This is a genomic window from Promicromonospora vindobonensis, from assembly GCF_042685865.1.
GTDB classification, from domain to species: Bacteria; Actinomycetota; Actinomycetes; order Actinomycetales; family Cellulomonadaceae; genus Promicromonospora; species Promicromonospora vindobonensis.
Window position 1 is genome coordinate 2,064,254 of record NZ_JBHUOG010000001.1, and the last position, 26,027, is coordinate 2,090,280.

The following is a 26,027-nucleotide window of genomic DNA, read 5'->3' on the forward strand; positions in this document are numbered from 1 at the left end:
GTCAGCTCACTCGCTGCCAGGCGCAGTTGGCGGTCTCGAAGCCCTTCACGCCGGCCGGCAGCGTGATGGTCTGCGCGTCGGTCACGCTGCCCGACTCGGCGAGGTGGCTGCCGTTCGGCTTGCCGATGAACTCCTCGATGATCGCGTAGTAGCAGGAGCCCGCGTCCTCGTCGGCGGGGCCCGTCGTCACGTACGTGCCGCGCTGGAGCTGGTCACCGAGCACGTACACGCCGTCGTTGGACGTGCGCGTCCTCGGCTCCGTCATGCCCGAGTAGTACTTGGCCCAGCTACCGCAGCTGTCGGACCAGAAGTAGTAGTCGGTGGGCTTCACCGTCGCGATGCGCTGGCCGGAGCCGAAGTCCAGGCCCCAGATGGTCGACCGGGAGCCTCGCTCCCAGGTGCACATCCGCGATCCCGCGGCGGCCACGTAGGTGCCCGCGGGGACGCTGTTGCTGCCCACCAGGTACCCGCCGTCCGGTGGGATGGTCGCGCTCGGTTTGCCGACGGCCACGGTCTGGCTGCTGGTGCGCGAGGTGGTCGCGTAACCCGGCTTGCGGGCGGTCACGGTCGCCACGATCTTCTTGCCGTAGTCGCTGCCCTTGAGCCGGTAGGTCTTCCCGGTCACGCCGTTGATCGGTTCGCCAGAGGCGTACCAGCGGTAGGACAGGGAGGCGGAGGGGCTCCAGCTACCCGGGCTCAGGGTCAGCGTGGACCCGACCCGCGCGGAGCCGCTGAGCTTGGGGTACGGCCTCTTCGTGAACGGCTTGCCGACCTTGTAGCCGATCGACTCGAGCGACTTGGCGGTGTATCCGGCGCGCTGGCCCTTGACCGAGACGGTGAGCACGCGACCGGTCGCGTACCTCGACGGGACCGTGAACGACGACCCCGTCGCCCCTCGGATCACGTTGCCGTCGATCTTCCACGTGTAGCTGGTCGTGCTCCGCGAGGGCGCCCACTGGGGAGTCGAGGCCTTCACGGTCCGGCCGGGAGTGGTGTCCCCGATGATGCGGGGGTACCTCGTGGAGAACGCCCCGTAGCCCACCGTGACGGCGGGGCTCGTGCGGGTGTCGGACACGTAGCCCGCCCGCTTGCCCGTGAGGGTGACGGTGAGCTGCTTGCCCCGGTGCGCGCTCGTGGGGACGAACGTGAAGCCGGTGGCCCCAGCGATCGGTGTCCCGTTCGCCAGCCACTGGTAGGTGAACGTGGTGCCGGAGGTCCACGTGCCCGAACGCCCGTAGAGCGTCTCGCCCACGCGGGCCGTCGGCGAGATCGTCGGGGCGCTGGTCCTCAGTGCCCCCTTGGCGATCGGCCCGGTCGGCTCGCTCGTCACCGCGGTCGGGATGTAGCCGTCGGCCGAGCCGACGACGGTGACGGTGATCCGGGCTCCGGCGTCCGCGGGCTGCGGCTGGTACACGAACCTGTCCGCACCCGAGATCATCTTGCCGTCACGACGCCACTGGTAGGTGAACGTGGCGGCGGGGTTCCAGACCGGGTCCGGCTCGACGGCCAGCATGCCCCCCACCTGCGGGGCGAGCTCACCGATCTCCGGGGCCGGCGTCTCGGTGAAGCGCTCGTCCTGCGCCAGCTCGTAAGCCGCGAGGACGTCGAGCTTGCCCTCGCCCCACACGTTGTTGTCGTCGGTGCTGCCGCCGCAGGACGTGTCAGCCACGTCCTGCGCGGAGCCGTCAAGGATGGCGCGGGTGCGGGCGACGTCGCCCACGAGCTCCGGCACAGCTTCCCACAGGAGCGCGACGGCGCCCGCGACGTGCGGCGCCGCCATGGACGTACCGGACCACTGTGCGAAGCCACCACCGGGAACGGCTGACCGGACGCCCGCGCCAGGTGCTGCGATGTCGGGCTTCACGGTGCCGCTCTGCCCCGGTCCGCGGGAGGAGAAGTCGGCGATCTCACCGTCGACGGTGAACGCGCCCACCGAGTAGGACGCCTGCCGCGAGCCCGGCGAGCCGGACGACTCGCAGCCGAACTCGCCCTCGTTGCCGTTCGCCCAGGTGCTGAACATGCCCGCCGCCTCCCAGGCGCCGATCACGTCCTCCATGAACGGGTCGCTCGACAGGGACAGGCCCCACGAGTTGTTCACGATGTGCGGCCGCTGGGCCGGGTCGGCACCGGTGCCGTCGGTGCGGGTGGGCGCGAGGAGCCACTCCCCCGACGCGATGAGCGCCGCGTCCGCGCACTGGTCGGCGCAGCCGTTGGTCGCGATCCACTGCGCGCCAGGCGCGACGCCGATGTTCATCGCGCCGTCGTCGGTGCCGACCATGGTGCCCATCGTGTGGGTGCCGTGCCCGTCGTCGTCGAGCGGGACGGCCTCACCGGCCCCCGCGGCGTCGAACCAGTTGTAGTTGCTGCCCGACGAGGCGCCGCGGTACTGCGCGGACAGTGCTGGGTGGGTGCGGTCCACGCCGGAGTCCAGGCCCGCCACGACGATGCCGTCACCGGTGAAGCCAAGGTTCCACACCTCGTCCGCGTTGATCGCTTTGATGCCGTAGGTCGACCGCGCGGCCGCGTCCGGCGCCGCGACGTCCGTGGCCTCCGGCTCGTCCAGCGCGTGCAGTGTCGTCGGCCGCACCTCCAGGACCTCCGCGTCCGCCGCGAGCTCCACCGCCTGGTCGAGCGAACCGTTCTCGACCAGGATCGCGTTGGTCCCCCAGTAGGAGGTGTACTCGGCGCCGGACCTCTCCAGCTCGGCGATCGCCTGCTCCTGCGCGGCGTCCGCCGTCGCGACGAGAGTCTCGTAGACGTACTCGCCGCGCTCGCTCCAGCTCGTGATCGCCTTGGCCGCCGTCAGGTCCGGTTCGTCGGCGAACCGCAGCCAGAAGTCGGTGGTACCCCGGGCGCGGAAGGCCTTCGTGGCCGCTGGGGTGATCTTGTCGACCGGGTCGACGCCGGGGCGCGCCTGCGGGGCGTGGCTGCTGCGCGGGCCGCCCGCGGCCGGATCGGTGCCGGGATCCGGGGCGGCGACGGCCGCGCTCGGTACTGCCAGGAGGGCCAGGACGGTGGCCGCGGCCAGGGTCCCGGTACGACGTGGGGCGCGAGGATGCATAGGTTCTCCAGGCTGGGGCGCCCGGCGGACCAGAGCGCACTGGACCTGCACGAGGCAGGGAATATGCCGTGAAGGTATCGCCAGTGCTCAGGAAAATGTCCGAAAGTGCCGAGAACTCACCCGGGTGATTTTCAGGGTTCTTGCCGACCGCGCAACCGGTCGATCTCGCGCCGCTCACGCTTGGTGGGGCGCCCGGCCCCGCGGTCACGCAGGCCCACCGCCTCCCGCTCGACGCGCGTCGGCAGCGCAGGGCTGTGGTCCAGGTAGGCCTTGGCCGCGATCGGCGCGCCGACCCGCTTGGGAAGGAGCTCCACGACCTCGATGTCGCGGTCTCGCAGGGGGTCGCGCCACGTCACCCGATCACCGACGGCGACGGACGCAGAGGCCTTGGCGACCTTGCCGTTGATGCGGACCTTGCCGCTGCGGCACAGGTCGGCGGCGACCGACCGGCTCTTGGTCAGTCGCACCGCCCACAGCCAGACATCGATGCGCATCGGGCCATCCTCCCACCGCACCAGCTCGTTGAGTGCTGGGTATCTGTGCCGTAGCGGCCGCGAGACCCGCACATACCCAGCACTCAGCGAGCGGGACGGTCAGTCGGTCGTCGTGACGACCCATCTGGGGTCGGACGTGGTGACCTCGTGGACGTCGCCCGTGATCGTGACCACCCTGCGGGCCGCCGGTGGTGCGACGACCGTGCCTGCGACCGGGTCCACGACCGGTGCGTCGTTCGGCTCGTTCAGGTCGGCGATACCCTCTGCCACCACCCTGACAACGCTGTCGGCCGCGTGCGCGCCGACCCACACCTCGACGTCACCGGGCTCGACCACGCGCACCATCCTGCGGTCGGTGAACGCGAACCGAGCGGTCGGCACGTCGAACGTGAGGGTCGTGGACTCCCCCGGCTCCAGCGTGACCCGGTGGTAGCCGAGCAGCTGCGCCGTGGGTCGCGCGACAGACCCCACCACGTCGTGGCCGTAGAGCTGCACGACGTCGGACCCGGCCACCGGACCGGTGTTCGTGACCGTCACGACGGCGCTGAACCTGCCGCCCGCCTCGACGGCCGGGTCGACGGAGACCAGCTCGCGCGCGAACGTCGTGTACGACAGGCCGAACCCGAAGGCGCGCACCGGCGTCGAGTCGGTGGCCGTCACCTCCGACGCCCCGCCGAGGATCGGGTGCAGGTACGAGTACGGCTGGGAGCCGGTGGAGCGCGGGAGCGACACGGGCAGCCGCCCGGAGGGGTTCACCCGGCCGGAGATGACACCCGCGAGCGCTGTGCCGCCCTCCTCGCCAGGGAAGAACGACTGGAGCACAGCGCCCGGCCGCCTGCCCCCTGCCTCGTCGGCCGAGGGATCGAGCGCCCAGCCCACCGCGTAGGGACGGCCGGTGATCATCACCATGACGACGGGCTTGCCCGCTGCGAGCACCGCCTCGACGAGCTCGCGCTGGACCCCGGGCAGCTCCAGCGACTCGCTGTCGTTGCCCTCGCCCACGGTGCCGCGGCCGAACAACCCGGCCTGGTCACCCACGACGACCACCGCCACGTCGGCAGCCTCGGCCGCGGCGACGGCCTCGGCGAACCCTGACGTGTCGTCACCCTCGACGGCGCAGCCCTCCGCGAACGTGAGCTCGGGAGCCGGCAGGCCCGCGCGGTCGAACTCCTCGGCCAGGGCGTCGGCGACGGACGGGATGTCGAACCCTGCCGGAACTCCCGGGAAGTGCGCGAGCACATGGTTCGCGAACGAGTAGCAGCCCATCAGCGCCTCCGGACGGGCGGCGTTGGGGCCGATCACCGCCACGCGGGCCGGCTTGTCGTCCCACCCGCCGAGCGGCAGCACGCCGTCGTTCGAGAGCAGCACCACCGACTCCTCGGCGAGACGCCTGGCGACGTCGCGGTGCTCGGGCGAGTCCAGGTCGACGACGGCGGGCGGCGCGTCCTCGAACGCGTCGGGCTCGAGGAGACCGAGCTCCTCCTTCTGCTTGAGCGCGCGCAGCACCGACCGGTCCACGACCTCTACCGGCACCGTCCCGTCCATGACGAGCGCGGCGAGCGGCTCGAGGTACGCGTCGCCCGACGGCAGCTCGACGTCGACACCCGCTTCGAGAGCCGCTGCGGCAGCAGCGCCCCGGTCGGCCGCTATGGCATGCATGACGCTCAGGAACGCGACGCCGAAGTAGTCGGCGACCACCACGCCGTCGAACCCCCACTGCTCGCGGAGCAGGTCCGTGAGGTACTCGCGCGACGAGTGCATGGGCACGCCGTCGACGTCGTTGTACGACGCCATGACGCTGCGTACCCCGCCGTCGAGCACAGCCATCTCGAACGGCGGCAGGTAGATGTCGGCGATCTCGCGGGGGCCCGCGCTCACCGGGGCGTGGTTGCGTCCCGCCTTGGACCCGGAGTAGGCGACGAAGTGCTTGAGCGTCGCGTGCACCCCGGCGCCCTGGATCCCGCGGACGTACGCGGTGCCGACCGTGCCGACGAGGTACGGGTCCTCGCCGATGCACTCGTCGACGCGGCCCCAGCGGGGGTCACGGACGACGTCGAGGACGGGAGCCAGGCCCTGGTGGATGCCCAGCTCGCGCATGGACTCACCGATGACCCTGCCCATGTCGGCCACGAGGTCCGGGTCGAACGACGCTCCCCACGCCAGCGGCGTCGGGAAGGTCGCCGCCTGCCAGGCGGCCAGACCCGTGAGGCACTCCTCGTGGACCAGGGCAGGGATCCCGAGACGCGTCTCGCGCTTCAGCCTCCGCTGCTCGCCCCACAGCCACGCGGCCCGCTCGACCGGGTCGACCGGCCGCGTGCCGTACACGCGGGTGTAGTGACCAAGGCCGTTCTTCGTGATCTCCGGGAGCGAGGAGGAGGCGCGGACACCGGCCATCTCGCCCTGCATCGGTGCCACGACGTTGCCGCCCTGGTCCAGCCAGTACCCGACCAGCTGTGCCAGCTTCTCCTCGAGAGTCATCTGTGCGTGCAGCGCGCGCACGCGCTCCGACACCTCGGGCATCCCCTGAAGTGCCACCGGCAGCTCCGTCATCGATTTCCTTTCTAGACCTGCTTGTGTCAGCCCTGCTTGAAACGTGGTCCGCCCGGAGCGTGACCTGCCTGCGCGGCGGCTCCGCCCGCTCAACCCTTGACGGCTCCCGTGAGGCCGCCGACGATCCGCTTCTGCATGGCGAGGAAGAACACCAGGGCCGGGATCATCGCGAGGGTCGTGAAGGCGAACACGCCCGCGGTGTCCGACGCGTGCTCCGACGAGAAGTCGGCGACACCGAGCGGGAGCGTCCGCATGTCCGACTGCAGCAGGAGCAGCGGCAGCAGGTAGGCGTTCCACGACCCGACGAAGGCGAGCACGCCGACCGTCACCATCCCTGGACCGGACAGCGGCAGCAGGATGCGCCAGAAGAAGCCGATCCGGGACGTGCCGTCGAGCTGCGCCGCCTCCTCGAGCTCCTTCGGGAGCGCCGCAAGGAACGGCCGCAGGATCACGACGGTCACGGGCAGGGCGAACGCCGCCTGCGGCAGCGCCACGCCGATCCACGTGTTCCCCAGCTGGAGGTTCTGCGTGATGAGGATGAACAGCGGGACGATCGCCACGGTGGCGGGGAAGAGCAGGCCGACGACGAAGACCATGAACAGTCCCTCGCGGCCCTTGAACTCGTACCGGGCGAGCGGGTAGGCGGCCATCACCCCGAACACCACGGTGATCGCAGTGGTCAGCACCGCGACGACCGTGGAGTTGAGCGCGTACTGCCAGAAGCTGGCGCCGGTCAGGACACCGACGTAGTTGTCGAGCACCCAGGGGCTCGGCAGTCCGGACGGGTCCTCGGCGATCTGCGCGTTGGTGCGGAAACCGCCCAGCACGCCGTAGAGCACCGGCCCGAGGGTGAGGGCCACGACCACGAGGGAGATCGCGTAGACGAGCGGGCTCCCACCCCCGAAGGAACGACCCTTCCGGGTCCGGCCACGGGTACTGGGGGCGCGCATCAGGACGTGCGCGTTCGGAGCGCTCACCGGATCACCTTTTTCGTCTTCTTCGTCCGCGTCACGACGTCGGGCCGCTTCTTCCGCGTCACCACGTCGGGCCGCGTGTCCCGGCTCAGGACGAGCTGCTGGTAGAGGACGGCCATGATGAGCGCGATGACGAACAGGATCACGGAGGCGGCCCCCGCGATACCGAAGTTCTGGCTCTGGGTGCCCTGGTTGATGAGGTAGGTCGCCATCGTGGTCGTCGAGTTGGCGGGGCCGCCGCCGGTCAGGATCCACACCATGTCGAAGAGCTGGAGCGACCCGATCATCGACAGGAACGCCCAGGTGCGCATGGTCGGGCCGAGCAGCGGGACGGTGATCCTGCGCTGCACCTGCCACCACGTGGCGCCGTCGAGCTGGGCCGCCTCGTAGAGCTCCTCCGGAACGCTCTGCAGGCCCGCGAGGAACAGGATCACGGCCAGGCCGAGGTACTTCCAGGTGAGCACGACCAGCACGGTCCACAGCGCGAGGTCCGGGTCACCGAGCCAGCCCTGCTCGGGGGCTTCCAGCCCGATCGAGCCGAGCAGGTTGTCGATGACGCCGTACTGCGGCTGCAGCAGCTGGAACCAGACCACGCCGGCGATGACCTCTGCCAGCACGTACGGCACGAAGATGATCGTGCGCAGGAGACCCTGGCCCCACATCTTGCGGTTGAGCAGCAACGCGATGGCCAGGCCCAGCGGGAGCTGTATGGCGATGGAGCCGCCGACGATGATCAGGTTGTGGACCACCGCGTCGACGAAGACGTCGTCGTTCAGCACCGTCAGGTAGTTCCGTAGGCCGACGAAGTCGACCAGCGGGCCGAAGCCCTTCCAGCGGAACACCGACAGCTGGACCGCCGTGATGATCGGCCAGATCACGAAGAGTGCGAACAGCGCCAGGGCAGGCGTGACGAAGAATGCGATCTCGAGGCGCTTGCGCCACGCCGAGCTCACCCTCGCACGGTTCACCCTGTCGCGCCCGCCCCGGGCTGTTGACGTCACCGGCTCACTGCTCCGCTTCAGCAGCGGTCTGGATGGCGTCGACGACGTCCTGCGGACCCGACTCACCGGCGAACAGGAGAGCGATCTCGTCGTTCATGGCACCGCCGACGGACTGACCGAGGCGGGTGTCCAGGTAGAGCTGGGTCACGCCACCGCCGTCACGCACCGGGATGAGCTGCGCGAGGGTCTCGTTCGTGAGCGAGCCGGTCGCGGCGGGGTTGGTCGGCAGGCCCATGTCGCGCTCGGCGAAGCCCTGCTGGACCTCGTCCGTGAGGAGGTAGTTGGCGAACTCGACCGCCACGTCGGGCGCTGCGGACGAGACCGACCACGCGTCACCGCCGCCCATCTGGTCGACGGGGTCGCCCGCCTGGCCCTCGAACGTCGGGAACGCGAACCAGCCGAGGAAGTCGGGCACCTTGCCGTCCGCGGTGAGGTCGCTCGCGGTGGTGGGCTCCCAGTGACCGGCGAGCTCCATCCCGACCTTGCCGGTAGCGAGCAGGCCGGAGGCCGACGTCGGGCCGGTCTGCGCCGGGGTGGTGAGGAAGCCCCTGTTGAACGGCTCCTTCGCGATGATGTCCTCGACGTGCTCGCCCGCCTTGAGGAAGCACGGGTCGGAGTAGTCGGCGCTGTCGATGGCCGCCTCGACGGTCTCGTACGGGCACTCCCGGACCACGCCGTAGTACCAGTAGTGCGCGGCCGGCCACTTGTCGCCGGCACCGACGGCCAGCGGGGTCTCCCCGGAGTCCTTCAGCTTGTCGACGTAGCCGTTGAACTCCTCGATGGTCGGGCTCGGCGACACCTCGGTGATGCCGGCCTCCTCGAAGATCTCCTTGTTGTACCAGAAGCCGACGAGGCCGATGGAGTAGGGCAGCGCGTAGACCTTGTCGTCCAGCGTGTACTGGTCGGTGAAGTTCGAGATCGTGCTGATCGTGTCGGCGGAGTCCTCGGTGAGGTCGCGGACGAGGCCTGCCTCGACCTCTGCGGCGAGCTCGCCGCCACCGCGACTCATGTAGACGTCCGGGATCTGGTCGTCGTCGCCGGACTGGAACGCCGCCTGGAGCTTGGTCAGCATGTCCTGGTGCTCCATGGCCTGGATGTTCACCGTGGCACCGGTCTCCGCCTCGAAGTCAGCGGCGACCTGGGCGTAGTACTCCTCGCCGTCACCACCGTTCGAGTTGTGCCACCAGGTGAACTCCTGGGCATCGGCGTTCTCGCTGGAGTCGCCGCCGTCCGGTTCGGAGCCGGCGCCGACGCAGCCGGACACGAGCAGTGCGACGGTGCTGCCGAGCGCGACGAGCGCTGCTCCGCGCATCTTCCTCATCATTGTGGAACCCCTTGTAAGTCGTCATCGACGGTCGGCAGGAGGCTGCCGTTTGACGGACGACAGGTCCGTCAGTCAGGACTGTGGCAGTCGGCCGCGGGTTTCGTCAATCGGTTTCGATATCGATTTCGAAACGGTCGCCACCACCAGACACACGTGGTTGCCCGGGGTACTCTCGCTTCCGTGCACAGTGGGACAGGCTCACCCGGGTCCACCGCCGGACCGGGTGACAGCGTGACGAGCGGTCCGGAGACCCCGGCCCCCTTCGCCACCCAGGAACGTGCGACCGGCCGCGCCACCATCACCGACGTCGCCCGGGTCGCCGGCGTCTCCGTCGCCACCGTGTCAAAGGTCGTCAACGGCCGGTACGGCGTGGCGGCGGCCACCGCGGAGCGGGTGCTCGGCGTCGTCGCCGACCTCGGATACGAGTCGTCCCTCGTCGCACGCAGCCTGCGCCGCCGGCAGACCAACGTGATCGGCGTGCTCGTCGCGGAGTTCGAGCCGTTCAGCACGGAGCTCCTCAAGGGCATCTCCGCCGCCATCAACGGCACGGGCTACGAGCTGCTCGCCTACTGCGGTGACGCCGGACGCTCGGACCACGTGGGCTGGGAACGCCGCTCGCTGTCGCGCCTCGCAGGCACCCTGATCGACGGCGTGGTGATCGTCACGCCCACGCTCGCGCTCCCGGTGCACGAGGGCGTCCCCATCGTCGCGATCGACCCGCACACCGGCCCCACCGGACCTGCCACCGTGGACTCCGACAACCTGGGCGGTGCACGCACCGCCACCGAGCACCTCATCGCCCTCGGCCACACCCGCATCGGCTACCTGGGCGGGCGCGCCGACCTGGAGTCGGCCCGCCTGCGCGAGCTGGGCTTCGTCGAGGCGATGACCGCCGCAGGCCTCACGCCCGACCCGACCCTGGTGCTCGAGGGCGGCTACCGCCCGGACCGGTCCGACCGCCCCACGCACGACCTGCTCGAACGGGCCGACCGGCCGACCGCCGTCTTCGCAGCGAACGACCTGTCGGCCATCCACGTCATCGAGGTGGCCCAGGAGCTGGGGCTGCGCGTTCCCGAGGACCTGTCGGTCATCGGGTTCGACAACATCCCCGAGGCCGCCGCATCGACCCCGCCGCTGACGACCATCGCCCAGTCCCTGCACGAGATGGGCGCCGAGGCGCTCCGCATGGTCATCGCGATGCTCGAGTCCGGCACCACGGCGAGCAAGCACACCCGCCTGCCCACCCGGCTGGTCGAGCGCGCGAGCACGGCTCCCCCGCCCGCCGCGTAGTCAGGCCGTCAGCAGCCCCGGGAGGACCGGCGCCACCAGGCGGCGGCCCAGGCCGGGCTCGCCTGCGCTCCCGTCGTCCCAGAACACGGCGAGGAAAGCCTGGTGCAGCGCGGCACCGACCAGCAGGCGCGAGACAGCCTCGAGGTCCGCGTCGGCGCGCACCCGGCCGGCTCCACGCTCCGCCTCCAGGTAGGCCTGCACCCGCAGCTGCGGGATCTGCGGCCCTGCGCCGTGCGCGGCTATCGCCTCCCGGTGCCGCGCCAGGAGCGTGCTGCTGGAGAAGATCGAGGCCGAGATCGGAAAGCTGTCGACGTAGAAGTCGAGCAGCCCGGCGACGAGCCGCGCGAGGTTCGCCTCGACGGTTCCCGTACCGACAGCGGAGTCGGGCAGGGCGAAGCCAGGCAGCCGTTCCTGCAGGACCGCCATGAACAGCCCTTGCTTGTCGTCGAAGTGGCGGTACAGCAGCGCTTCGGAGCAGCCGGCCGCCCGCGCGATCTCCTTGGTCGTGGCGTGCGCGACGCCCTGCTCGCGCATCACCAGCGCCGCCGCGTCGAGGATCCGCTCCCGTGTGCTCATGCCAGACATTCTCGCCCCGTTCCCTTGACCAGTGCTCCTGCCGGGTGACACTGTGTTAGTAAGTATTCACTCACCCCCTTCCGTCGCACCACCCGGACCAAGGAGATGTCATGAAGATCGCTGTCGTCGGAGCGAGCGGCCGCACCGGCCGCGAGCTCGTCCGCGCCGCCGCGGCGGCCGGGCACGAGGTCGTCGCCGTCGTGCGTGACCCGGCCCGGCTGCCCGACCCGCCCGGTGAGGTCCGCGTCGCCGACGCGTCCGACGTCGCCGCGCTCACCTCCGCCTTCGAGGGTGTCGACGCCGTCGCGAGCTGCCTCGGGCCGGTGCCCGGCGAGTCGGCGCACGTCCTGCGGGACGGCATCACCGCCGTCCTCGCGGCCATGGACGGTGCCGGTGTGCGCCGGCTGGTCGCGATCAGCGCCAGCGGCTGGCTGATCGACGGCGACGACCCGCTCTCCCGCTACGTCGCCAAACCGATCCTGATGCGGGCCCTCGCGGAGGTGAACCTGGACCTGGAGGCGATGGAGCAGGTGATCCGGGCGAGCGACGTCGACTGGACGATCATGCGACCGCCGCGTCTCCAGGACCGGCCGGGCACAGGGAGCTACAAGGCACGGCGGGACGGCAACGTGCGCTGGGCCTGGACGATCGCCCGCCCCGACCTCGCCCTGGCGATGCTCGACGCACTGACGGACCGCACCGCCGTCGGACAGGCGATCTCCGTAGCCGCCTGACCCGGGTGCCCCGGCCGCCGAAATTACCTCGCCGCCGACGGCGGGCCGGGGGCACCCTGGTGGCATGACCTCCCCCACCGGACACACGCCGGCGCCGATGACGTGGCACGTCCTCGAGGTGGCGGCGGTACCGTCCGCCGACCACCCGGACGCCTGGGCGTACCACGGGATGGCCGCCGTCGACCGGGCGGTGGAGACCGCGACCCTTGGCTACGACGACCTCGCCCGCCCGGCGCAGCAGATGGTCAGCGGGATGCTGCACCAGGAGTACTCGCGCAAGCATCGGTTCGTCGCGGTCCTCGACCGCCCCGGCGGTGGAGCGCCGACCGCTGACGACGTCGTCGGCTTCGCGTTCCTCGCGATGGCGCTCAAGGACAACACGCACACCGCCGACATCTACGTGGGGGTCCATCCGGACCACCGGCGGCAAGGTATCGGCACGGCCCTCGCGGCGCGGGCCGAAGATGCTGCCGCCGACTCCGGACGGACCACGTTCTTCAGCTGGTCGCTGTCGCCGCGGGAGGCTGCCGCCGACGAGGAAGCGCTGGTGCCGGCCACCGGCGCCGGACGGCTGCCCGCCGACACCGCCGGGGTCCGGTTCGCGCTCGGCCGTGGGTACACCATCGAGCAGGTGGAGCGGATGTCGCGGCTCGACCTGCCGGTGGACCCCGACACGCTGGCGGAGTTCGAGGCGGAGGCGCGTGCGAAGGCCGGCGACGATTACCGGACGCACACCTGGGAGGGCATCCCCGAGGAGTGGCACGAGGGATACGCCCAGCTCATGGCCCGGATGTCGACGGACGTGCCGCAGGGCGAGCTCGACTTCGGCGAGGAGGCGTGGGACGCCGAGCGGGTGCGGGTCTACCTCCAGGACAGGGCCGACAGCGGCCAGCGCCTGCTGGTCACCCTCGTCGAGCACGTCCCGACGGGCGAGATCGCGGCCGGCACGTCGTTCCTGCTGCAGGACGGCAAGCCGGCGTTCGTGTTCCAGGAGGAGACGATCGCGGTGCGGTCCCACCGCGGACACCGGCTCGGCATGCTGGTCAAGGCGGTCAACCTGCGCGAGCTCGCCGCACGGTACCCGCAGACGGAGCGCGTGCACACGTTCAACGCCGAGGAGAACGCGCACATGCTGGGCATCAACGTCGCACTGGGCTTCCGCCCGTCGGGCGCGGAGGCGGCCCTCCAGAAGCGCCTATGACCCCCGCCTGCGCAGGTGGCCCGCCTCTCCACCCTACGAGCCCTGCCCGGTCCACGCTCCAGACCCTGCAAGTTCTACGCTCCAGATCATGCAGGCAGAGCCCAAGCGCGGAGAGCCCCACCGGTCGTCGCGACTCTGAGTTCGGTCCTCCGTCATGACGCGTTGCTTGCTTCGGTCGCTTGACCTGAGATCGGTCCATCGTTGGACCGATCTCAGGTCATGCGACCGATCTCAATTGCCGCACCTTGCAACCGACCGAACTTGCAGCGGGCGACCGGTCTCGACACGGCCCTACCTCGGTCGGCCGGTCCTCCGTCGGCGTCCGACCAGGCCCAGCACCTTCGCGGCCGCACGGTTCACGAGGCCGCCGGTGCCGTTCGCGACGTCGAGCAGCTGCCGTACCTGCTTGTGCGTCACGCCCGATCCGGGCTGGTACGGGAGACGGTCCAGGGGCATCGCCCTGGTCATGATCATGACGTCGTCGGACAGGCCGGCTCCGTGCAGCATCCCCGTGACGGTCGGGCCGATGACGGGGTGCGCCATCGCCTCGCCCAGCGAGGACTCGGCCGTGAGCGGCGCGACGAAGCCGTCCGGCGGAACCTCGACCTCGGCGGTCGCCCGGAGGTCGCGGCTCGAGGCGCCCACCTCGACGCGGTAGGCGCCGCCCTCGACCCGCCACCGGTCGGTGCGGACGTCCCAGTACGCGAGGTCGTCCCGGGCCACCGGCAGCTCGACCTCCCGGGACTCGCCGGGCGCCAGGTCGACGACGGCGAAGGCGGCGAGGGCACGCGGGGCCCGCGGGACGGCGGAGCCCGGCAGGGACACGTAGCACTGCACCACCTCACGGCCGGCGACCTCGCCGGTGTTGGTGACGGTCACGCGGGCGGTGAGGCCGCCGCCGTCGGCCGAGGACTTGTCTCCGGAGACCGCCAGACCCGAGTACGCGAACGTCGTGTACGAGAGGCCGTGGCCGAACGGGTACTGCACCGCGAGGTCGCGCGCGTCGTACCAGCGGTAGCCCACGTAGATGCCCTCGCCATAGGTGACGTGCAGGCCCGTGCCAGGAAAGCTGGTCCACGCCGGGGTGTCCTCGATCCGGAGCGGGATGGTCTCGGCGAGCCGGCCGGACGGGTTGACGCGCCCGAACAGCACGTCGGCCAGCGCACCGCCACCGGCCTGGCCCAGCAGCCAGCCCTCCACGATCGCGGGCACCCGGTCCGCGAACCCCGAGAGGCGAACCACCGATCCGTTCGACAGCACCACGACCACGTGCGGGTTGACCTCCAGCAACCGGTCCAGCAGGTCGAGCTGGACGGCCGGGAGCTCGAGGTCCGGGCGGTCGCGGCCCTCCGCCTCGGCCGACTGCGGGAGCCCCGCGAAGAAGATCACCACTGCCGCGTCGCGGGCGGCCGCCACCGCGTCGGCGGCCAGGGCCTCGGCGGCGTCGGCCGATCGCTTCCAGAACCTCCCGACCGCACGCCTCCGGCGGGTCGTGCCGGTGGGGTCGAGCTCGTAGCCCGGCGCGAAGACGACCTCGGTGGCCGAGTCCTCGATCGCAGCGAGGGCGTCGTCGAGCCGGGTCGGGACGATCTGGGACGAGCCGGAGCCCTGGTAGCGCGGCGTGCGGGCGAGCTCGCCGACCACCGCGATGCGTGTCCGCGGGGTCAGCGGCAGCAGGCCGCCGTCGTTCTTGAGCAGCACCACCGCGCGGCTCGCCGCCTCGCGCGCCAGGGCGTGGTGCGCGGCGTCGTGCCAGGCCTCGGGCTCGTGCCCACGTTCGGCGGGCGGCGCTCCCTCACCAGGGGCTGCCTCACCTGGTCCTGCCTCACCACGCGCCGTCTGCGCCGCGAGCGCCAGGGTGACCACCCGGGTTGCCGAGCGGTCGACGTCGGCGAGGTCGAGGGCACCTGACCCCACGGCCCTGACGATCTCCTTGACCCGGTCCTCCCCCGCGGCGGGCATCTCCAGGTCCAGGCCCGCACGAATGCCCGCGATGCGGTCGTGGACGGCGCCCCAGTCGGACATGACGAGACCGTCGAAGCCCCATTCGCCGCGCAGGATGTCGGTGGTGATGCGGCGGTCCTCGCCGGTGTGGGTGCCGTTGATGCGGTTGTACGACGACATGAGCGTGGCGGGCCGTGCGGTGGTGACCACGCGCTGGAAGCCGCGCAGGTAGATCTCGCGGAGGGTGCGCTCGTCGATGTCGGCGGAGACGCGCATGCGCTCCGTCTCCTGGTTGTTCGCGGCGAAGTGCTTGAGGCTCGTGGCGACGCTGCCACCCTGGATGCCGGTGACGAGCGCCGCACCGATCTCGCCGGCGAGCAGCGGGTCCTCGGCGACGTACTCGAAGTTGCGGCCGCACAGCGGGCTGCGCTTGATGTTGATGCCGGGACCGAGCACGACGTCGACCCCGCGCTGCTTCGCCTCCTCCGCCACCGCCTCGCCCACGCGCCGGACCAGGCCGACGTCGAACGTGCTGCCGAGCGCCACCGCCGGCGGGAAGCAGGTGGCGGGCACGGCGCCCTCGATGTCGCCGACGTCGGGGGCGAGCCGACGGACGCCGTGGGGACCGTCCGCGAGGAACGCCGAAGGAACGCCCGGGACCTCCGCCGTGGTCCAGAAGGAGGCGCCGGACAAGAGCCGTGCCTTCTGCTCGAGGGTGAGCTTCCGGACGACCGCCGCCGGTGCCGCCGGGATGCCGGGGTCCGCCCTCTTCGTCATGCGGTCACGGTATCGGGGGTCGCGCGAAAAAACCGTGCGCCCCGCGATCCCCGCGAGCACCCTTGGTCCATGACCGCACCCTCCGCAGTACCCGCCCCGACGACGTCGACGTGGCGGCTGATGGATGCGCCCCGCATCTCCTCCCTCGACGACCCCGAGGCGTGGGCATACCAAGGCATGGCCCAGCTGCACGCCGCTGCGGAGCTGGCCGATCTCGGCAACGCGGACGCCGCGCCGACCCCGGTCGGGATCATGGTCGCGCTGAACAACCAGAGCTACGTGCGCAAGCTGCGCCGGCTCGCCGTCGTGGACGCGCCCGACGGCCCGCAGGTGGTGGGGAACGCCGTCCTGAATCTCCAGGTCCGCTCGAACCCGGAGCTCGCGATCGGTCTGATCGTCGTGCATCCGGAGCACCGCAGGCAGGGCATCGGCACGGCGCTGGCGGAGTGGCTCCGCACCACGGCTCGGGCGGAGGGCCGGACGTCGGTCCTCGCGCCGGTCGACTTCGGCGCCGAGCCGCCCGAGGGTGAGGTGCTGACCCCTGAGTCGGGCAACGGGCACGTCTCCGCCGGCCTGCCGGGTGTTCACCTGGCTCGGAAGCAGGGCCTGGACCTGCAGATCGTGGAACGCCGCTCGCGCGTCGACCTGCCGGTCGCGCCCGAGGCGGTGGCGCGGTTCGAGGCCGAGTCCAGCGCCGCGGCCGGCGACGCGTACCGGGTCCATACCTGGACCGCGCCGACGCCGGAGGAGTGGATCGAGCAGTACGCCGCGCTGGAGCAGGCCCTGGCGGACGACGAGCCCCGCGGCGGGCTCGACATGGAGGCCGACGTCTGGGACGCCGAGCGCATCCGCGGCGAGGAGGCGGCGATCGCCGCGAAGGGCGACCAGTACGTGGTGACGGCCGCTGAGCACGTCGCCACCGGGCAGCTCGTCGCGATGACGATGCTGCAGTGGAACGATCTCAAGCCCGACCACTCCGACCAGCAGGCGACGGTCGTGCTCAAGGCGCACCGCGGGCACCGGCTCGGGATGCTGGTCAAGGCGGTGAACCTGCGCGAGCACGCTCGGCTGCGGCCCGGGTCCCGGCGCATCTACACCTGGAACAACGAGGAGAACCCGCACATGCTGGCGATCAACGTCGCGCTCGGGTTCGTCCCTGCCGGCGGCTGCGCGACGTTCCAGGGCGCGCTCTGACCCGTTCCTTCGTCAGAGGAGCGTCGGGGTCAGGTCAGGGCCCTCGCCGAACGCCTCGTCGTCGTCGAACGGGTGCACCGGTCCGCCAAGGCTGGTGTGCCGCAGCCGGAGCAGGTCCTGGTCGACGCCGCCAGGGGTGAGCATGAGCATCCAGTCCTCGGCCATGTCGTACAGCTCGGTCTCGAGGGTGCCGATCTTCACGATCACGACGTCGGTGCCGCGCGGGTCCAGGCCGATCGCCGTGAAGTCCGACTCCAGGTGATAGGGCCGACGGCGCTCGGTCAGGACGACCTTCAGCCCGCCGGCCGCCACGACGCACACCTTCCCTGCCAGCGGGTCGTCGGTGCGTACGTGCTCGACGACGCCCCGCAGCGTCACGGGGCCGTGCGGGCCGTCGTCGACCCTGGCGCCGGCCGTCACCTCGACGACCGAGCCCACCCCGGCGTCGGCCACCGCGCGGGCCGCCTCGGGGTCGGGCAGGGACGCGTAGATCGCGCTCCGGCCGCCGGCCTCTGCCGGAACGGCGAAGACCGGCTCCGCCAGGAGCCGCGCCAGCGTCCAGGTGACGTCGCCAGCGCCGCCGGCCATGGGGTTGTCTCCCGAGTCCGACAGGACGAACGGCCGCGCGTCGCTCGCCAGCACCGCTGCCAGGCACTCCTCGTAGGTACCGGCAGGGGTGACGAACTCGAACTCGTCGCGGGCGTCCCAGTACCGGCGGGCCAGCCGTTCGGCCTCGCGGGAGATGAGCGCGTCGTCGTCGCCCATGACGACCACGGTGGCCCGGCAGCGCGGTTCGTCCGCCCAGGCGTAGCCGACCCATACGGAGGCGTCCAGCACGCCGTCCAGCGCGCCGACCCGCGCCACGTCCTCGTAGATGCCCTGTGCGGGCTCGAGCCGTGTGCTCGTCTTCTCCCCCGGCAGCAGCACCGGGATCGGCACCCAGGCCTTGCGCGGCCGGCCCGCCCCGTCGATCCGGTGCAGCAGGGTGGTGGCCGCGCGCTCGCGTGCCTCGTCGTCGTCCTCGTGCGGCGACATGCGGTGGCAGGCGATGAGGTCGACGATCTCGGCGAGCTCCCGCGACACGTTGCCGTGCAGGTCCATGGAGGCGGAGACCAGGCAGCCCGGCCCGACGGCGGTGCGCACCGCCCGCGCGAGGTCCGCCTCCGCGTCGGTGTACCCGAGCACGGCCATGGCCCCGTGGATGTCGAGCAGCACGCCGTCGAACGGGCCCTGCGCCTCCAGCGCCAGGCCGATCTCGGTGCGGATCGTCTCGTACACGTCGGCAGGGACCGCGCCGCCCGGAAGGGCGCCTGCCCGCAGGATGCCCACCCATTCCGCCTCCCGGCGCAGGGGAGCGCCGTCCCGGAGGAACGGGTACCGCCGGACCAGCTCGTTGCCGCGCAGCAGGGTGAACGCCTCCCAGCCCGAGCGGTGCGGGGAGAACGTGCTGGACTCGATGGCCATGCCGCAGATCGCGATCCGCGGACGATGGTGGGTACGGGTCACGCGCGCAGTGTAGGCGGGACGGGTTACGACTTTGTACGCATTCCACAGCAAAAGACCAGGTGGTCGGCAGTGGAGCTGCCGGCCACCTGGCCTCGTGCGGGTCGCGGGGGTGTCCCACAGCGGTCAGTCGTCCCGGCCGTCGTCGTCCGCGTCGTCGTCCTGGTCGTCGTCCTGGTCGTCGTCCGCGTCGTTCGGGGTGTCGTCGTCCTGGTCGCCGACGTAGTTCGAGTCGTCCGGCGAGTCCGCCGACTGGGCCGAGCCCGGGGTGTCGTGCGCCGACTCGTTCGGCGAGTCCGCCGACTCCGGCGAGGGGTCGTAGTTCGCATCGCCCGGCGAGTCCGCCGACTGGGCTGAGCCGGGGGTGTCGCGGGCTGACTCGTTCGGCGAGTCAGCCGACTCCGGCGAGGGGTCAGCGGTGGTCGCGTCCGCACCGCCGTCGGACGGCGCCCCACTGTCCAGCGCGACCGCCGCGGAGGACTCGGCACGCGGGGCCGGGTCGTTGAGCGCCGCTGCGGTGGTCGCACCTGCGACTCCGATCACTGCGGCTGCCCCGACGATGGCCCAGCGCTTCTTCATGGTCGAGGGGTTCATCTCTGTGACCTCCGGTCTCGCGGCACCCCCTCCGGGTGCCTCCTGAGATCAGTCTGCGACGCCAGCATGAGGTGACGAGGAGATCTGGATGAGACGCCTCTCATGTACTCGGGGGCCGCCCGGGCCCCCGGCTGCGCGTCAGCCCTTGAACCGGTAGCCCGCCCCGCGCACCGTCTCGATCCGGTCCACCCCGAGCTTCTTGCGCAGGTAGCGCACGTACACGTCCACCACGTTGGAGCCCGGGTCGAAGTCGTAGCCCCAGACGCGTGACAGCAGCTGCTCCCGCGACATGACCTGGCCCGGGTGCTGGAGGAACACCTCCGCGAGCGCGAACTCCCGCGCCGACAGCTCCACCTCGCGCCCCGCCACGGTGGCGGTGCGCGTGCGCAGGTCGAGCCCGACGTCGCCGTGCTCCAGCCGGTCGGACGGCGCAGCCTCCCCCGTGGCACGCCGCAGCCTCAGCCGGATCCGGGCGAGCAGCTCGTCGAAGCCGAAGGGCTTGGACATGTAGTCGTCGGCTCCGCCCTCCAGGCCGGCCACCCGGTCGGACAGCGAGTCCCGTGCCGTGAGGATCACCACGGGCAGCGTGGAGCCGACGTCGCGCAGGCGCTGCAGCACCGTGAACCCGTCCAGCACGGGCAGCCCGATGTCCAGGACCATCAGGTCGTAGCCGCCGGACATGGCGTGGGCGAGTGCCGACGCGCCGTCGGACACCACGGTGGGCTGGAACCCGTGGGCCTTGAGCCCCTTGCGGACGAACTGCGCGATGCGCTCCTCGTCCTCCGCGATCAGGATCTGGTTCAACCTGCCTCCTCCGTCGCCGCACTCCTGGCCGCGGGTTGCGTGCCCGGCGACGCTCCGCCGTCGGCGGGCCACGTCATCACGAAGCGCGCCCCGCCGCCGTCCGACCGCTCGACCGCTACGTCGCCGCCATGGCCCTGCGCGATGGCCTGGACGATCGCCAGGCCGAGGCCTGATCCGGGCGCGCCGCCCGTCGTGCTGCCGCGCGCGAACCGGTCGAAGATGCGGTCGGCCTCGTCGGGCGGCACGCCTGGCCCGGTGTCGCGCACCCAGAGCCGCACCTGGCGGCCGGACGGACCGTCGACCACCTGCGTGCCGATACCCACCTCGTCGTCGGGGCCCGTGAACTTCACCGCGTTGTCGCCGAGCTGCAGCACCGCCTGGGTGAGCCGGTGCGCGTCGGCGACGACCTCTGCGTCGGCCCGGGCGTCCACCACCCAGCGCCGCGCGCCCAGCGCGCGCGCCTTGTCGTGCACGTCGTCGGTGAGCCGGCCCAGGTCCATCGGGACCGGCGTCACGAAGTCGGCCCGCTCCGCCTTCGCGAGCAGGACCAGCTCCTCGACGATCTGCCCCATCCTGGACGTCTCGTCGAGCAGGAGGTCCCTGGTCTCGCGCACGTCCGCCGGGTCGTCCGGGTCGAGCACCTCCAGGTGGCCGCGCAGGACGGTCAGCGGCGTGCGGAGCTCGTGCCCGGCGTCGTCCAGGAACTGGCGCTGCGTCTCGATGGCCGTGGACAGGCGGTCGAGCATGGTGTTGAACGCGCCGGCGAGCTCGCCGAGGTCGTCGTCGGTGGCCACGGGGACGCGCTGGGACAGGTCGGTCTCGGTCACGCGGGTCGCGGTGGAGCTGAGCTGCCGCAGCGGGCGCAGCAGCCGGCTCACCACGAGCCACGCGAACACCCCCAGCAGCACCAGCGCGACGCTGCAGACGATCGCGTAGGTCCGCATGACGTCGGTCTCCGCCCTGAGCGCCCGGTCCAGGGCGGACGCCATGACGTACGCGCCCACCTCGTCCCGGTCGGGCACCGTCACCGGCACGACGACGAACCACACCCGGCCGATCTCCGTGTCGATCTCACGCTGGACGGTCCGTTCCGACTGCGGTGTGAGGCTCTCGACAGCCGCCTGGACCTCCGCGCTCTCCTCGACGAACCGGCCCATCGCGGGCGGGTTCGACTGCTGGTGCCTGCCGTCCAGATAGCTCACGAACATCTCGTTGGTACCGGGCACGTTCCGCTCCATGGCGACGCTCATGAGGCGCCCGGCACCGTGGAACTCGGCGCCCGTCTCCGGGTCCACGCCGTTCTCCGCGAGCTGCTGCAGCTCGCGGATCTCCTGGTCGAAGTCCTCGGAGATGTCGTCCATGATCTGCTGCGACTGGATGGCGTGGGTGAGCAGGCCCGTGGCGAGCAGCCCGATGGCCGTCACCGCCACGACCACCGTCACCACCTTTGCCCGGACCGACGGTCTGCGCAGGCTCATGCGCGACCCGAGCCGGACGGCGCGAGCCGCGACCCGTCGAGCCAGCCGGCCACGACGTCCAGCCGGCGTGAGGTCGCGGCCTGCCACCCGCGTTCCTGCACACGGTGGGGACCCGTTGCCAGGGAGAGCAGGACGCCGGCGACGCGTGCGGCCAGGTCGCTCCGGTCCGCTCCCCTGCCGCCCGGCGCGGCGACGAACCCCTCCGCGTAGTCCGCGGCGAGCCTGCGCATGCGCGCCGCGTACCTGGCCTGTGCCGAGTCCGACCCGTGCACGAGGGACAGCACGTCCAGGTGCGCGACGAGGCACGCGAGGTCGTCGGCACGGTGGCCGGGACCGGCGGAGTCGACGTCGAGCAGCCCGGTGATCCGGCCGTCGGTGAGCATGATCTGCGCCTCGTACAGGTCGCCGTGCGTGGGGTCCGCGCCGGTGCCGCGCTCCGCGAGACGTGCCCGGATGCCGCCGGCCAGGTCGGCGGCCCGGCCGGCCTCCGCGGGCAGCGCCGCCCCGATGACGCCCGCGTAGTGCTCGGCCGACTCGCTCCAGGCCGGGCGCCTCGGCAGGTCACGCACCTCGGCAGGCAACCGGTCGAGCAGGTCCAGCACCTCGAGCGGCGACGGGATGGGCCCCCCGTCCCGGACGGCGGCACGCATCTCGGTGCCGTGCAGCGGCGACAGCACGAGGAGCCCGTCGTCGGACCAGCCGAGCGGGCGCGGGACGGGCAGGCCTGCCCGCGACAGCAGCGTGTGGCGCTGGTGCAGGTCCGCGACCTTGCGGGGCCGCAGCACCTTGAGGAACACGCGGGCCGCCTCGGCCCGTGCCTCGATCACCGCGCGGCGGGTCGGACGATAGGCCCGCACCTTGAGCTCTGGGTGCGCGCGCTCCGCCGGGCCGACTCCCAGGCCGGCCAGGAGCTGCTCCACGGCGGACGGGTTGAACGCGCGGGGCAGCGCGGGCAGTGCCGGGTCGCCGGGGAACCGCCATACCGCGACCGTCGCGTCGCCGTCGGACAGCGTGACCACGCCGGGCTTGCGGCCGTCCCTGGCGCGACCGACGCTGGCGCCAAGGGTCTCGGAGCGCTCCACGCCGTCCCAGCGCACGGTCGCGCGGTACGCCACGGTGGTGGTCGAACCCGGGCGATGGTCCACCTGACGCACCCGCCAGTCCACGAGCTCGCCACCGGCCGTCGCCACGGCGGCATCGAGAAGCCCCGCGGCGGCGTCACCGGTCAACAGGTCGAGGTGCGTGCTCACCCGGCAATCCTCGCAGCCGCCACCCACCAAAGCCCCCTGATCGGGATGAGAATCCTCTAACCCGCCGACAACCCGGGCGGCGACGTGACCTCTTCAGGCCTGCTGGGCGGCTCCATCCGGTGCCCGGGCCGGGCACTGCGGCTATGCGGTTCCGGGGATGCCGAACCGCAAGTTGCCCGTCATCGACCGGGCCGAACCGCAAGTTGCCTGTCTTCAAACGGCCAACTCGGTGCCGAACCGCAAGTTGCCCGTCACCGACCGCGCCGAACCGCAAGTCAGGTGTCGATCAGCGCCCGGATCGACCATCTTCGTTCGGCTCGGCATTGAGAAAGAAGCGGAACTTGCGGTTCGGCACCCCCCGGGCCACCCGTTGACCACCAACTTGCGGTTCGGCACCCCCCCAGACCACCCGACGACCACCAACCTGCGGTTCGGCACCCCCCAGACCACCCGACGACCACCAACCTGCGGTTCGGCACCCCCCCAGACCACCCGACGACCACCAACCTGCGGTTCGGCACCCCCCAGACCACCCGACGACCACCAACCTGCGGTTCGGCACCCCCCAGACCGCCGCCGGTGACGAGCAACTTGCGGTTCGGCGCCCGTCAGCTCCCGGCAACGTGTGATGGGCAGGACTCCCCCCGGCGTCCCGCCCATCACCCGCACGACCGAACCTCAGACGCGCAGCTCGCGGTACTTCGCGATCAGGGCCGCGGTCGACGGGTCCTGCGCCTGGAGAGCAGCCTCGTCACCGGCAACGGCAGGGGCGATCTCCATGGCGAGCTTCTTGCCGAGCTCCACGCCCCACTGGTCGAACGAGTCGATGCCCCACACGACCCCCTGCACGAACGTGATGTGCTCGTAGAGCGCGATCAGCTGGCCCAGCACGGCCGGGGTCAGGGCGGGGGCGAGGATCGACGTCGTCGGCCGGTTGCCGCCGAACACCTTCGCCGAGACGAGCTCCTCGGCGACGCCCTCTGCCCGCACCTCGTCCGCCGTCTTGCCGAACGCGAGGGCCTTGGTCTGCGCGAAGAAGTTGGCGAGGAACAGGCCGTGCACGTCGGCGCCCGCTGCGACGGCGCCGCCGTCGCCGACCGCGTCGGTCAGCGGGTACGCGGGGTTGGCGACCGCGATGAAGTCGGCAGGGATGAGCCGCGTGCCCTGGTGGATGAGCTGGTAGAACGCGTGCTGCCCGTTCGTGCCCGGCTCGCCCCAGAAGACCTCGCCGGTGTCGGACGTGACGGGCGTGCCGTCCCAGCGGACCGACTTGCCGTTGGACTCCATGGTGAGCTGCTGCAGGTACGCCGGGAACCGGTGCAGCTGCTGCGCGTACGGGAGCACCGCGTGCGTGTGCGCATCGCGGAAGTTCACGTACCAGACGTTGAGGAGGCCCATCAGGACGGGCACGTTCTTCTCGAGCGGCTCCGTGCGGAAGTGCTCGTCCATCGCGTGGAAGCCGGCCAGCAGCTCGGCGAACGCGTCCGGCCCGATCGCCACGGCGAGCGACGTGCCGATCGCCGAGTCGACGGAGTACCGGCCGCCCACCCAGTCCCAGAACCCGAACGCGTTCTCGGGGTCGATCCCGAACGACTCCACCTTGTCCAGGGCGGTCGACACCGCGACGAAGTGCTTCGCGACGGCGTCGGCGCGGCCCTCCTCCGAGTCCTCGATGGCACCGACGGCGACGAGCGAGCGCCACAGCCAGTCGCGGGCGAGCCGCGCGTTGGTGAGGGTCTCCAGCGTGCCGAAGGTCTTCGACGCGACGATGAACAGCGTGGTGGTGGGGTCGAGGTCGGCGGTCTTCTGCGCGACGTCGGTGGGGTCGATGTTGGAGACGAACCGGACCTCCAGGCCGTCCTGCACGAACGGCTCGAGCGCCTCATAGGCCATGACGGGCCCGAGGTCGGAGCCGCCGATGCCGATGTTCACGATCGTCCGGACGGGCTCGCCGGTCACGCCGGTCCACTCCCCCGAGCGGACCTTCTCCGCGAAGGCGTACACCTTGGCGAGCTCGTCCTGGACGTCGGCCGTGATGTCCTGGCCGTCGACGGTCAGCGGCTCGTCGGACGGGCGGCGCAGCGCGGTGTGCAGCACCGCGCGGTCCTCTGTGACGTTGATGTGCTCACCCGCGAACATCGCGTCGCGGCGCTCGGTGAGCCCTACCTCGTCGGCCAGCGCGAGCAGCGAGGCGAGCACCTCGTCGGTGACCAGGTTCTTCGACAGGTCCACGTGCAGGTCTGCGGCTTGGTGGGTCAGGCGGCCGGCCCGGGCCGGGTCCGTGGCGAACCAGCCACGCAGATCCGGCTGGAGGTTCTTGGAGAGCTCGGTGAGCGAGCCCCAGGCAGTGGTGGTGGTGGCATCGACAGGCAGACGGGCTGGCTCTGAGGTCATAGGACAACCGTAGTGCGGTGTGGCCCAACGGGACCGGGTCGCCGGGCAGGTGCGAGACGTATCACACCCGCCCGGTCGCCCGGGCTAGGTCGCGGCCGGCAGACCGAGCGCGACGGCGGCGGCCCTGGCGAGCTCGGGGTCGGTCACCTCGTAGCCCGCGGCGCCCCCGCCGCCGGGTCCACCTGCGTCGACCACCGAGCGCTTCGCCGAGAGGTGCACCGCGTCCACACCGGTGCCCAGCAGGGCCGGGATGTCCGCCGGCGTCACGCCGCCGCCCGCCATGATCTCGATGCCCAGCTCCGCGCTGCGCTCCACGAGGGCGGCCAGCCGGTCCAGCCCTGCGCTCGCACGAGCCGCGCCGCCCGAGGTGAGCACCCGCGCGACGCCGAGCTCGGCCAGCGTGTCCAGGGCGGCCAGCGGGTCGGCGATCACGTCGAGTGCCCGGTGGAACGTCACCTCTGCGTCCTCGGCCGCGGCGATCAGGTCGCGCATCCGCGCCTCGTCGACCGCGCCGGACGGCGTCAGCGCGCCCAGCACCACGCCGTCGGCCCCCGCGTCGCCCGCCAGGGTGATCTCGCGGAGCATCAGGTCGATCTCGGCGGGCGAGTAGACGAACCCGCCGGGCCGGGGCCGCACCAGCACGTGCACCTCGAGGATCGGCGCGGCGTCCGACGACGGCACCACCGCCGCCGCCTCGACCACCGCCTCGACGAGCGCGGCGCTCGGGGTGATGCCACCGGTGGCACCGAGCGCGGAGCAGAGCTCGACGCGCCGGGCACCGACGTCGGCAGCGATCACCGCCCCGGCCGGATCCTGGACAGCGAGCTCGAGAGCGACACGTTGGGGCACGGGCGCCAGCGTAACCGTGCGCGGTGGCAGTCTGT

The 26,027-nt window shown here is 71.7% G+C and carries 19 protein-coding genes; 4 read left to right on the forward strand and 15 right to left on the reverse strand.

Translation table 11 applies throughout. The features are described from left to right. Position 1: 1 nt before the first annotated feature. From ACFS27_RS09390 to ACFS27_RS09415, 6 genes are all read right to left on the reverse strand, one after another. On the reverse strand, positions 2-3,061 hold the full coding sequence (locus ACFS27_RS09390) for a S8 family serine peptidase (protein WP_377182244.1): 3,060 nt from the start codon (positions 3,059-3,061) through the stop codon (positions 2-4). A 131-nt stretch (positions 3,062-3,192) separates the two neighbouring features. Further along, entirely contained in the window at positions 3,193-3,555 is a 363-nt protein-coding gene (locus ACFS27_RS09395) for an RNA-binding S4 domain-containing protein (RefSeq protein ID WP_377182246.1), read from the reverse strand. 99 nt (positions 3,556-3,654) lie between these two features. Beyond that, positions 3,655-6,105 (reverse strand): beta-xylosidase/alpha-l-arabinosidase, encoded by a 2,451-nt coding sequence (locus tag ACFS27_RS09400; protein ID WP_377182248.1) that lies wholly within the window; start codon positions 6,103-6,105, stop codon positions 3,655-3,657. A gap of 89 nt (positions 6,106-6,194) precedes the next feature. Next, positions 6,195-7,055 carry a carbohydrate ABC transporter permease gene (locus ACFS27_RS09405; protein WP_377183667.1) on the reverse strand — a complete coding sequence of 287 codons (861 nt, stop codon included), beginning with the start codon at positions 7,053-7,055 and terminating at the stop codon, positions 6,195-6,197. 23 nt (positions 7,056-7,078) lie between these two features. Continuing rightward, positions 7,079-8,080 (reverse strand): carbohydrate ABC transporter permease, encoded by a 1,002-nt coding sequence (locus ACFS27_RS09410; protein WP_377182250.1) that lies wholly within the window; start codon positions 8,078-8,080, stop codon positions 7,079-7,081. A 4-nt stretch (positions 8,081-8,084) separates the two neighbouring features. Continuing rightward, positions 8,085-9,392 (reverse strand): ABC transporter substrate-binding protein, encoded by a 1,308-nt coding sequence (locus tag ACFS27_RS09415; RefSeq protein WP_377182252.1) that lies wholly within the window; start codon positions 9,390-9,392, stop codon positions 8,085-8,087. Positions 9,393-9,584: 192 nt separating this feature from the next. Here ACFS27_RS09415 and ACFS27_RS09420 point away from each other — a divergent pair, with 192 nt between their 5' ends. Further along, positions 9,585-10,694, forward strand: a complete 1,110-nt coding sequence (locus ACFS27_RS09420; protein WP_377182254.1) for a LacI family DNA-binding transcriptional regulator — start codon at positions 9,585-9,587, stop codon at positions 10,692-10,694. On the opposite strand, the gene ACFS27_RS09425 is transcribed toward ACFS27_RS09420, so the two are convergent. After that, positions 10,695-11,270: a TetR/AcrR family transcriptional regulator gene (locus tag ACFS27_RS09425; protein ID WP_377182256.1), complete on the reverse strand. Its 576-nt coding sequence runs from the start codon at positions 11,268-11,270 to the stop codon at positions 10,695-10,697. A 110-nt stretch (positions 11,271-11,380) separates the two neighbouring features. On the opposite strand from ACFS27_RS09425, the gene ACFS27_RS09430 reads away from it, so the two are divergent. Both ACFS27_RS09430 and ACFS27_RS09435 read left to right on the forward strand, forming a co-directional pair. After that, complete coding sequence (locus tag ACFS27_RS09430) at positions 11,381-12,004, forward strand: NAD(P)-dependent oxidoreductase (RefSeq protein ID WP_377182258.1); 624 nt, start codon at positions 11,381-11,383, stop codon at positions 12,002-12,004. 64 nt (positions 12,005-12,068) lie between these two features. Beyond that, positions 12,069-13,205 carry a GNAT family N-acetyltransferase gene (locus tag ACFS27_RS09435; RefSeq protein WP_377182260.1) on the forward strand — a complete coding sequence of 379 codons (1,137 nt, stop codon included), beginning with the start codon at positions 12,069-12,071 and terminating at the stop codon, positions 13,203-13,205. 291 nt (positions 13,206-13,496) lie between these two features. Here ACFS27_RS09435 and ACFS27_RS09440 read toward each other — a convergent pair whose 3' ends face one another. After that, positions 13,497-15,926: a glycoside hydrolase family 3 C-terminal domain-containing protein gene (locus tag ACFS27_RS09440; RefSeq protein ID WP_377182262.1), complete on the reverse strand. Its 2,430-nt coding sequence runs from the start codon at positions 15,924-15,926 to the stop codon at positions 13,497-13,499. Positions 15,927-15,995: 69 nt separating this feature from the next. Here ACFS27_RS09440 and ACFS27_RS09445 point away from each other — a divergent pair, with 69 nt between their 5' ends. Then, a complete protein-coding gene (locus ACFS27_RS09445) occupies positions 15,996-17,120 on the forward strand; it encodes a GNAT family N-acetyltransferase (protein WP_377182264.1) in 1,125 nt (374 codons plus the stop codon). A gap of 12 nt (positions 17,121-17,132) precedes the next feature. On the opposite strand, the gene ACFS27_RS09450 is transcribed toward ACFS27_RS09445, so the two are convergent. The 7 genes from ACFS27_RS09450 to ACFS27_RS09480 all read right to left on the reverse strand — a co-directional run bounded on the left by ACFS27_RS09450 (position 17,133) and on the right by ACFS27_RS09480 (position 25,992). Beyond that, positions 17,133-18,626 (reverse strand): M81 family metallopeptidase, encoded by a 1,494-nt coding sequence (locus ACFS27_RS09450; RefSeq protein ID WP_377182266.1) that lies wholly within the window; start codon positions 18,624-18,626, stop codon positions 17,133-17,135. Positions 18,627-18,749: 123 nt separating this feature from the next. Then, entirely contained in the window at positions 18,750-19,217 is a 468-nt protein-coding gene (locus ACFS27_RS09455; protein ID WP_377182268.1) for a hypothetical protein, read from the reverse strand. 138 nt (positions 19,218-19,355) lie between these two features. Continuing rightward, positions 19,356-20,021 (reverse strand): response regulator transcription factor, encoded by a 666-nt coding sequence (locus tag ACFS27_RS09460; protein ID WP_377182270.1) that lies wholly within the window; start codon positions 20,019-20,021, stop codon positions 19,356-19,358. Then, positions 20,018-21,499 carry a sensor histidine kinase gene (locus ACFS27_RS09465; protein ID WP_377182272.1) on the reverse strand — a complete coding sequence of 494 codons (1,482 nt, stop codon included), beginning with the start codon at positions 21,497-21,499 and terminating at the stop codon, positions 20,018-20,020. The genes ACFS27_RS09460 and ACFS27_RS09465 overlap by 4 nt, the downstream gene beginning before the upstream one ends. Beyond that, positions 21,496-22,749 (reverse strand): phosphotransferase, encoded by a 1,254-nt coding sequence (locus ACFS27_RS09470; RefSeq protein ID WP_377182274.1) that lies wholly within the window; start codon positions 22,747-22,749, stop codon positions 21,496-21,498. The genes ACFS27_RS09465 and ACFS27_RS09470 overlap by 4 nt, the downstream gene beginning before the upstream one ends. 678 nt (positions 22,750-23,427) lie before the next feature. Continuing rightward, positions 23,428-25,143 (reverse strand): glucose-6-phosphate isomerase, encoded by a 1,716-nt coding sequence (gene pgi / locus ACFS27_RS09475; RefSeq protein ID WP_377182276.1) that lies wholly within the window; start codon positions 25,141-25,143, stop codon positions 23,428-23,430. An 84-nt stretch (positions 25,144-25,227) separates the two neighbouring features. Then, the gene (locus tag ACFS27_RS09480) at positions 25,228-25,992 is read right to left on the reverse strand and encodes a copper homeostasis protein CutC (protein WP_377182278.1); all 765 of its coding nucleotides are present in this window, start codon (positions 25,990-25,992) and stop codon (positions 25,228-25,230) included. Positions 25,993-26,027 lie beyond the last annotated feature (35 nt).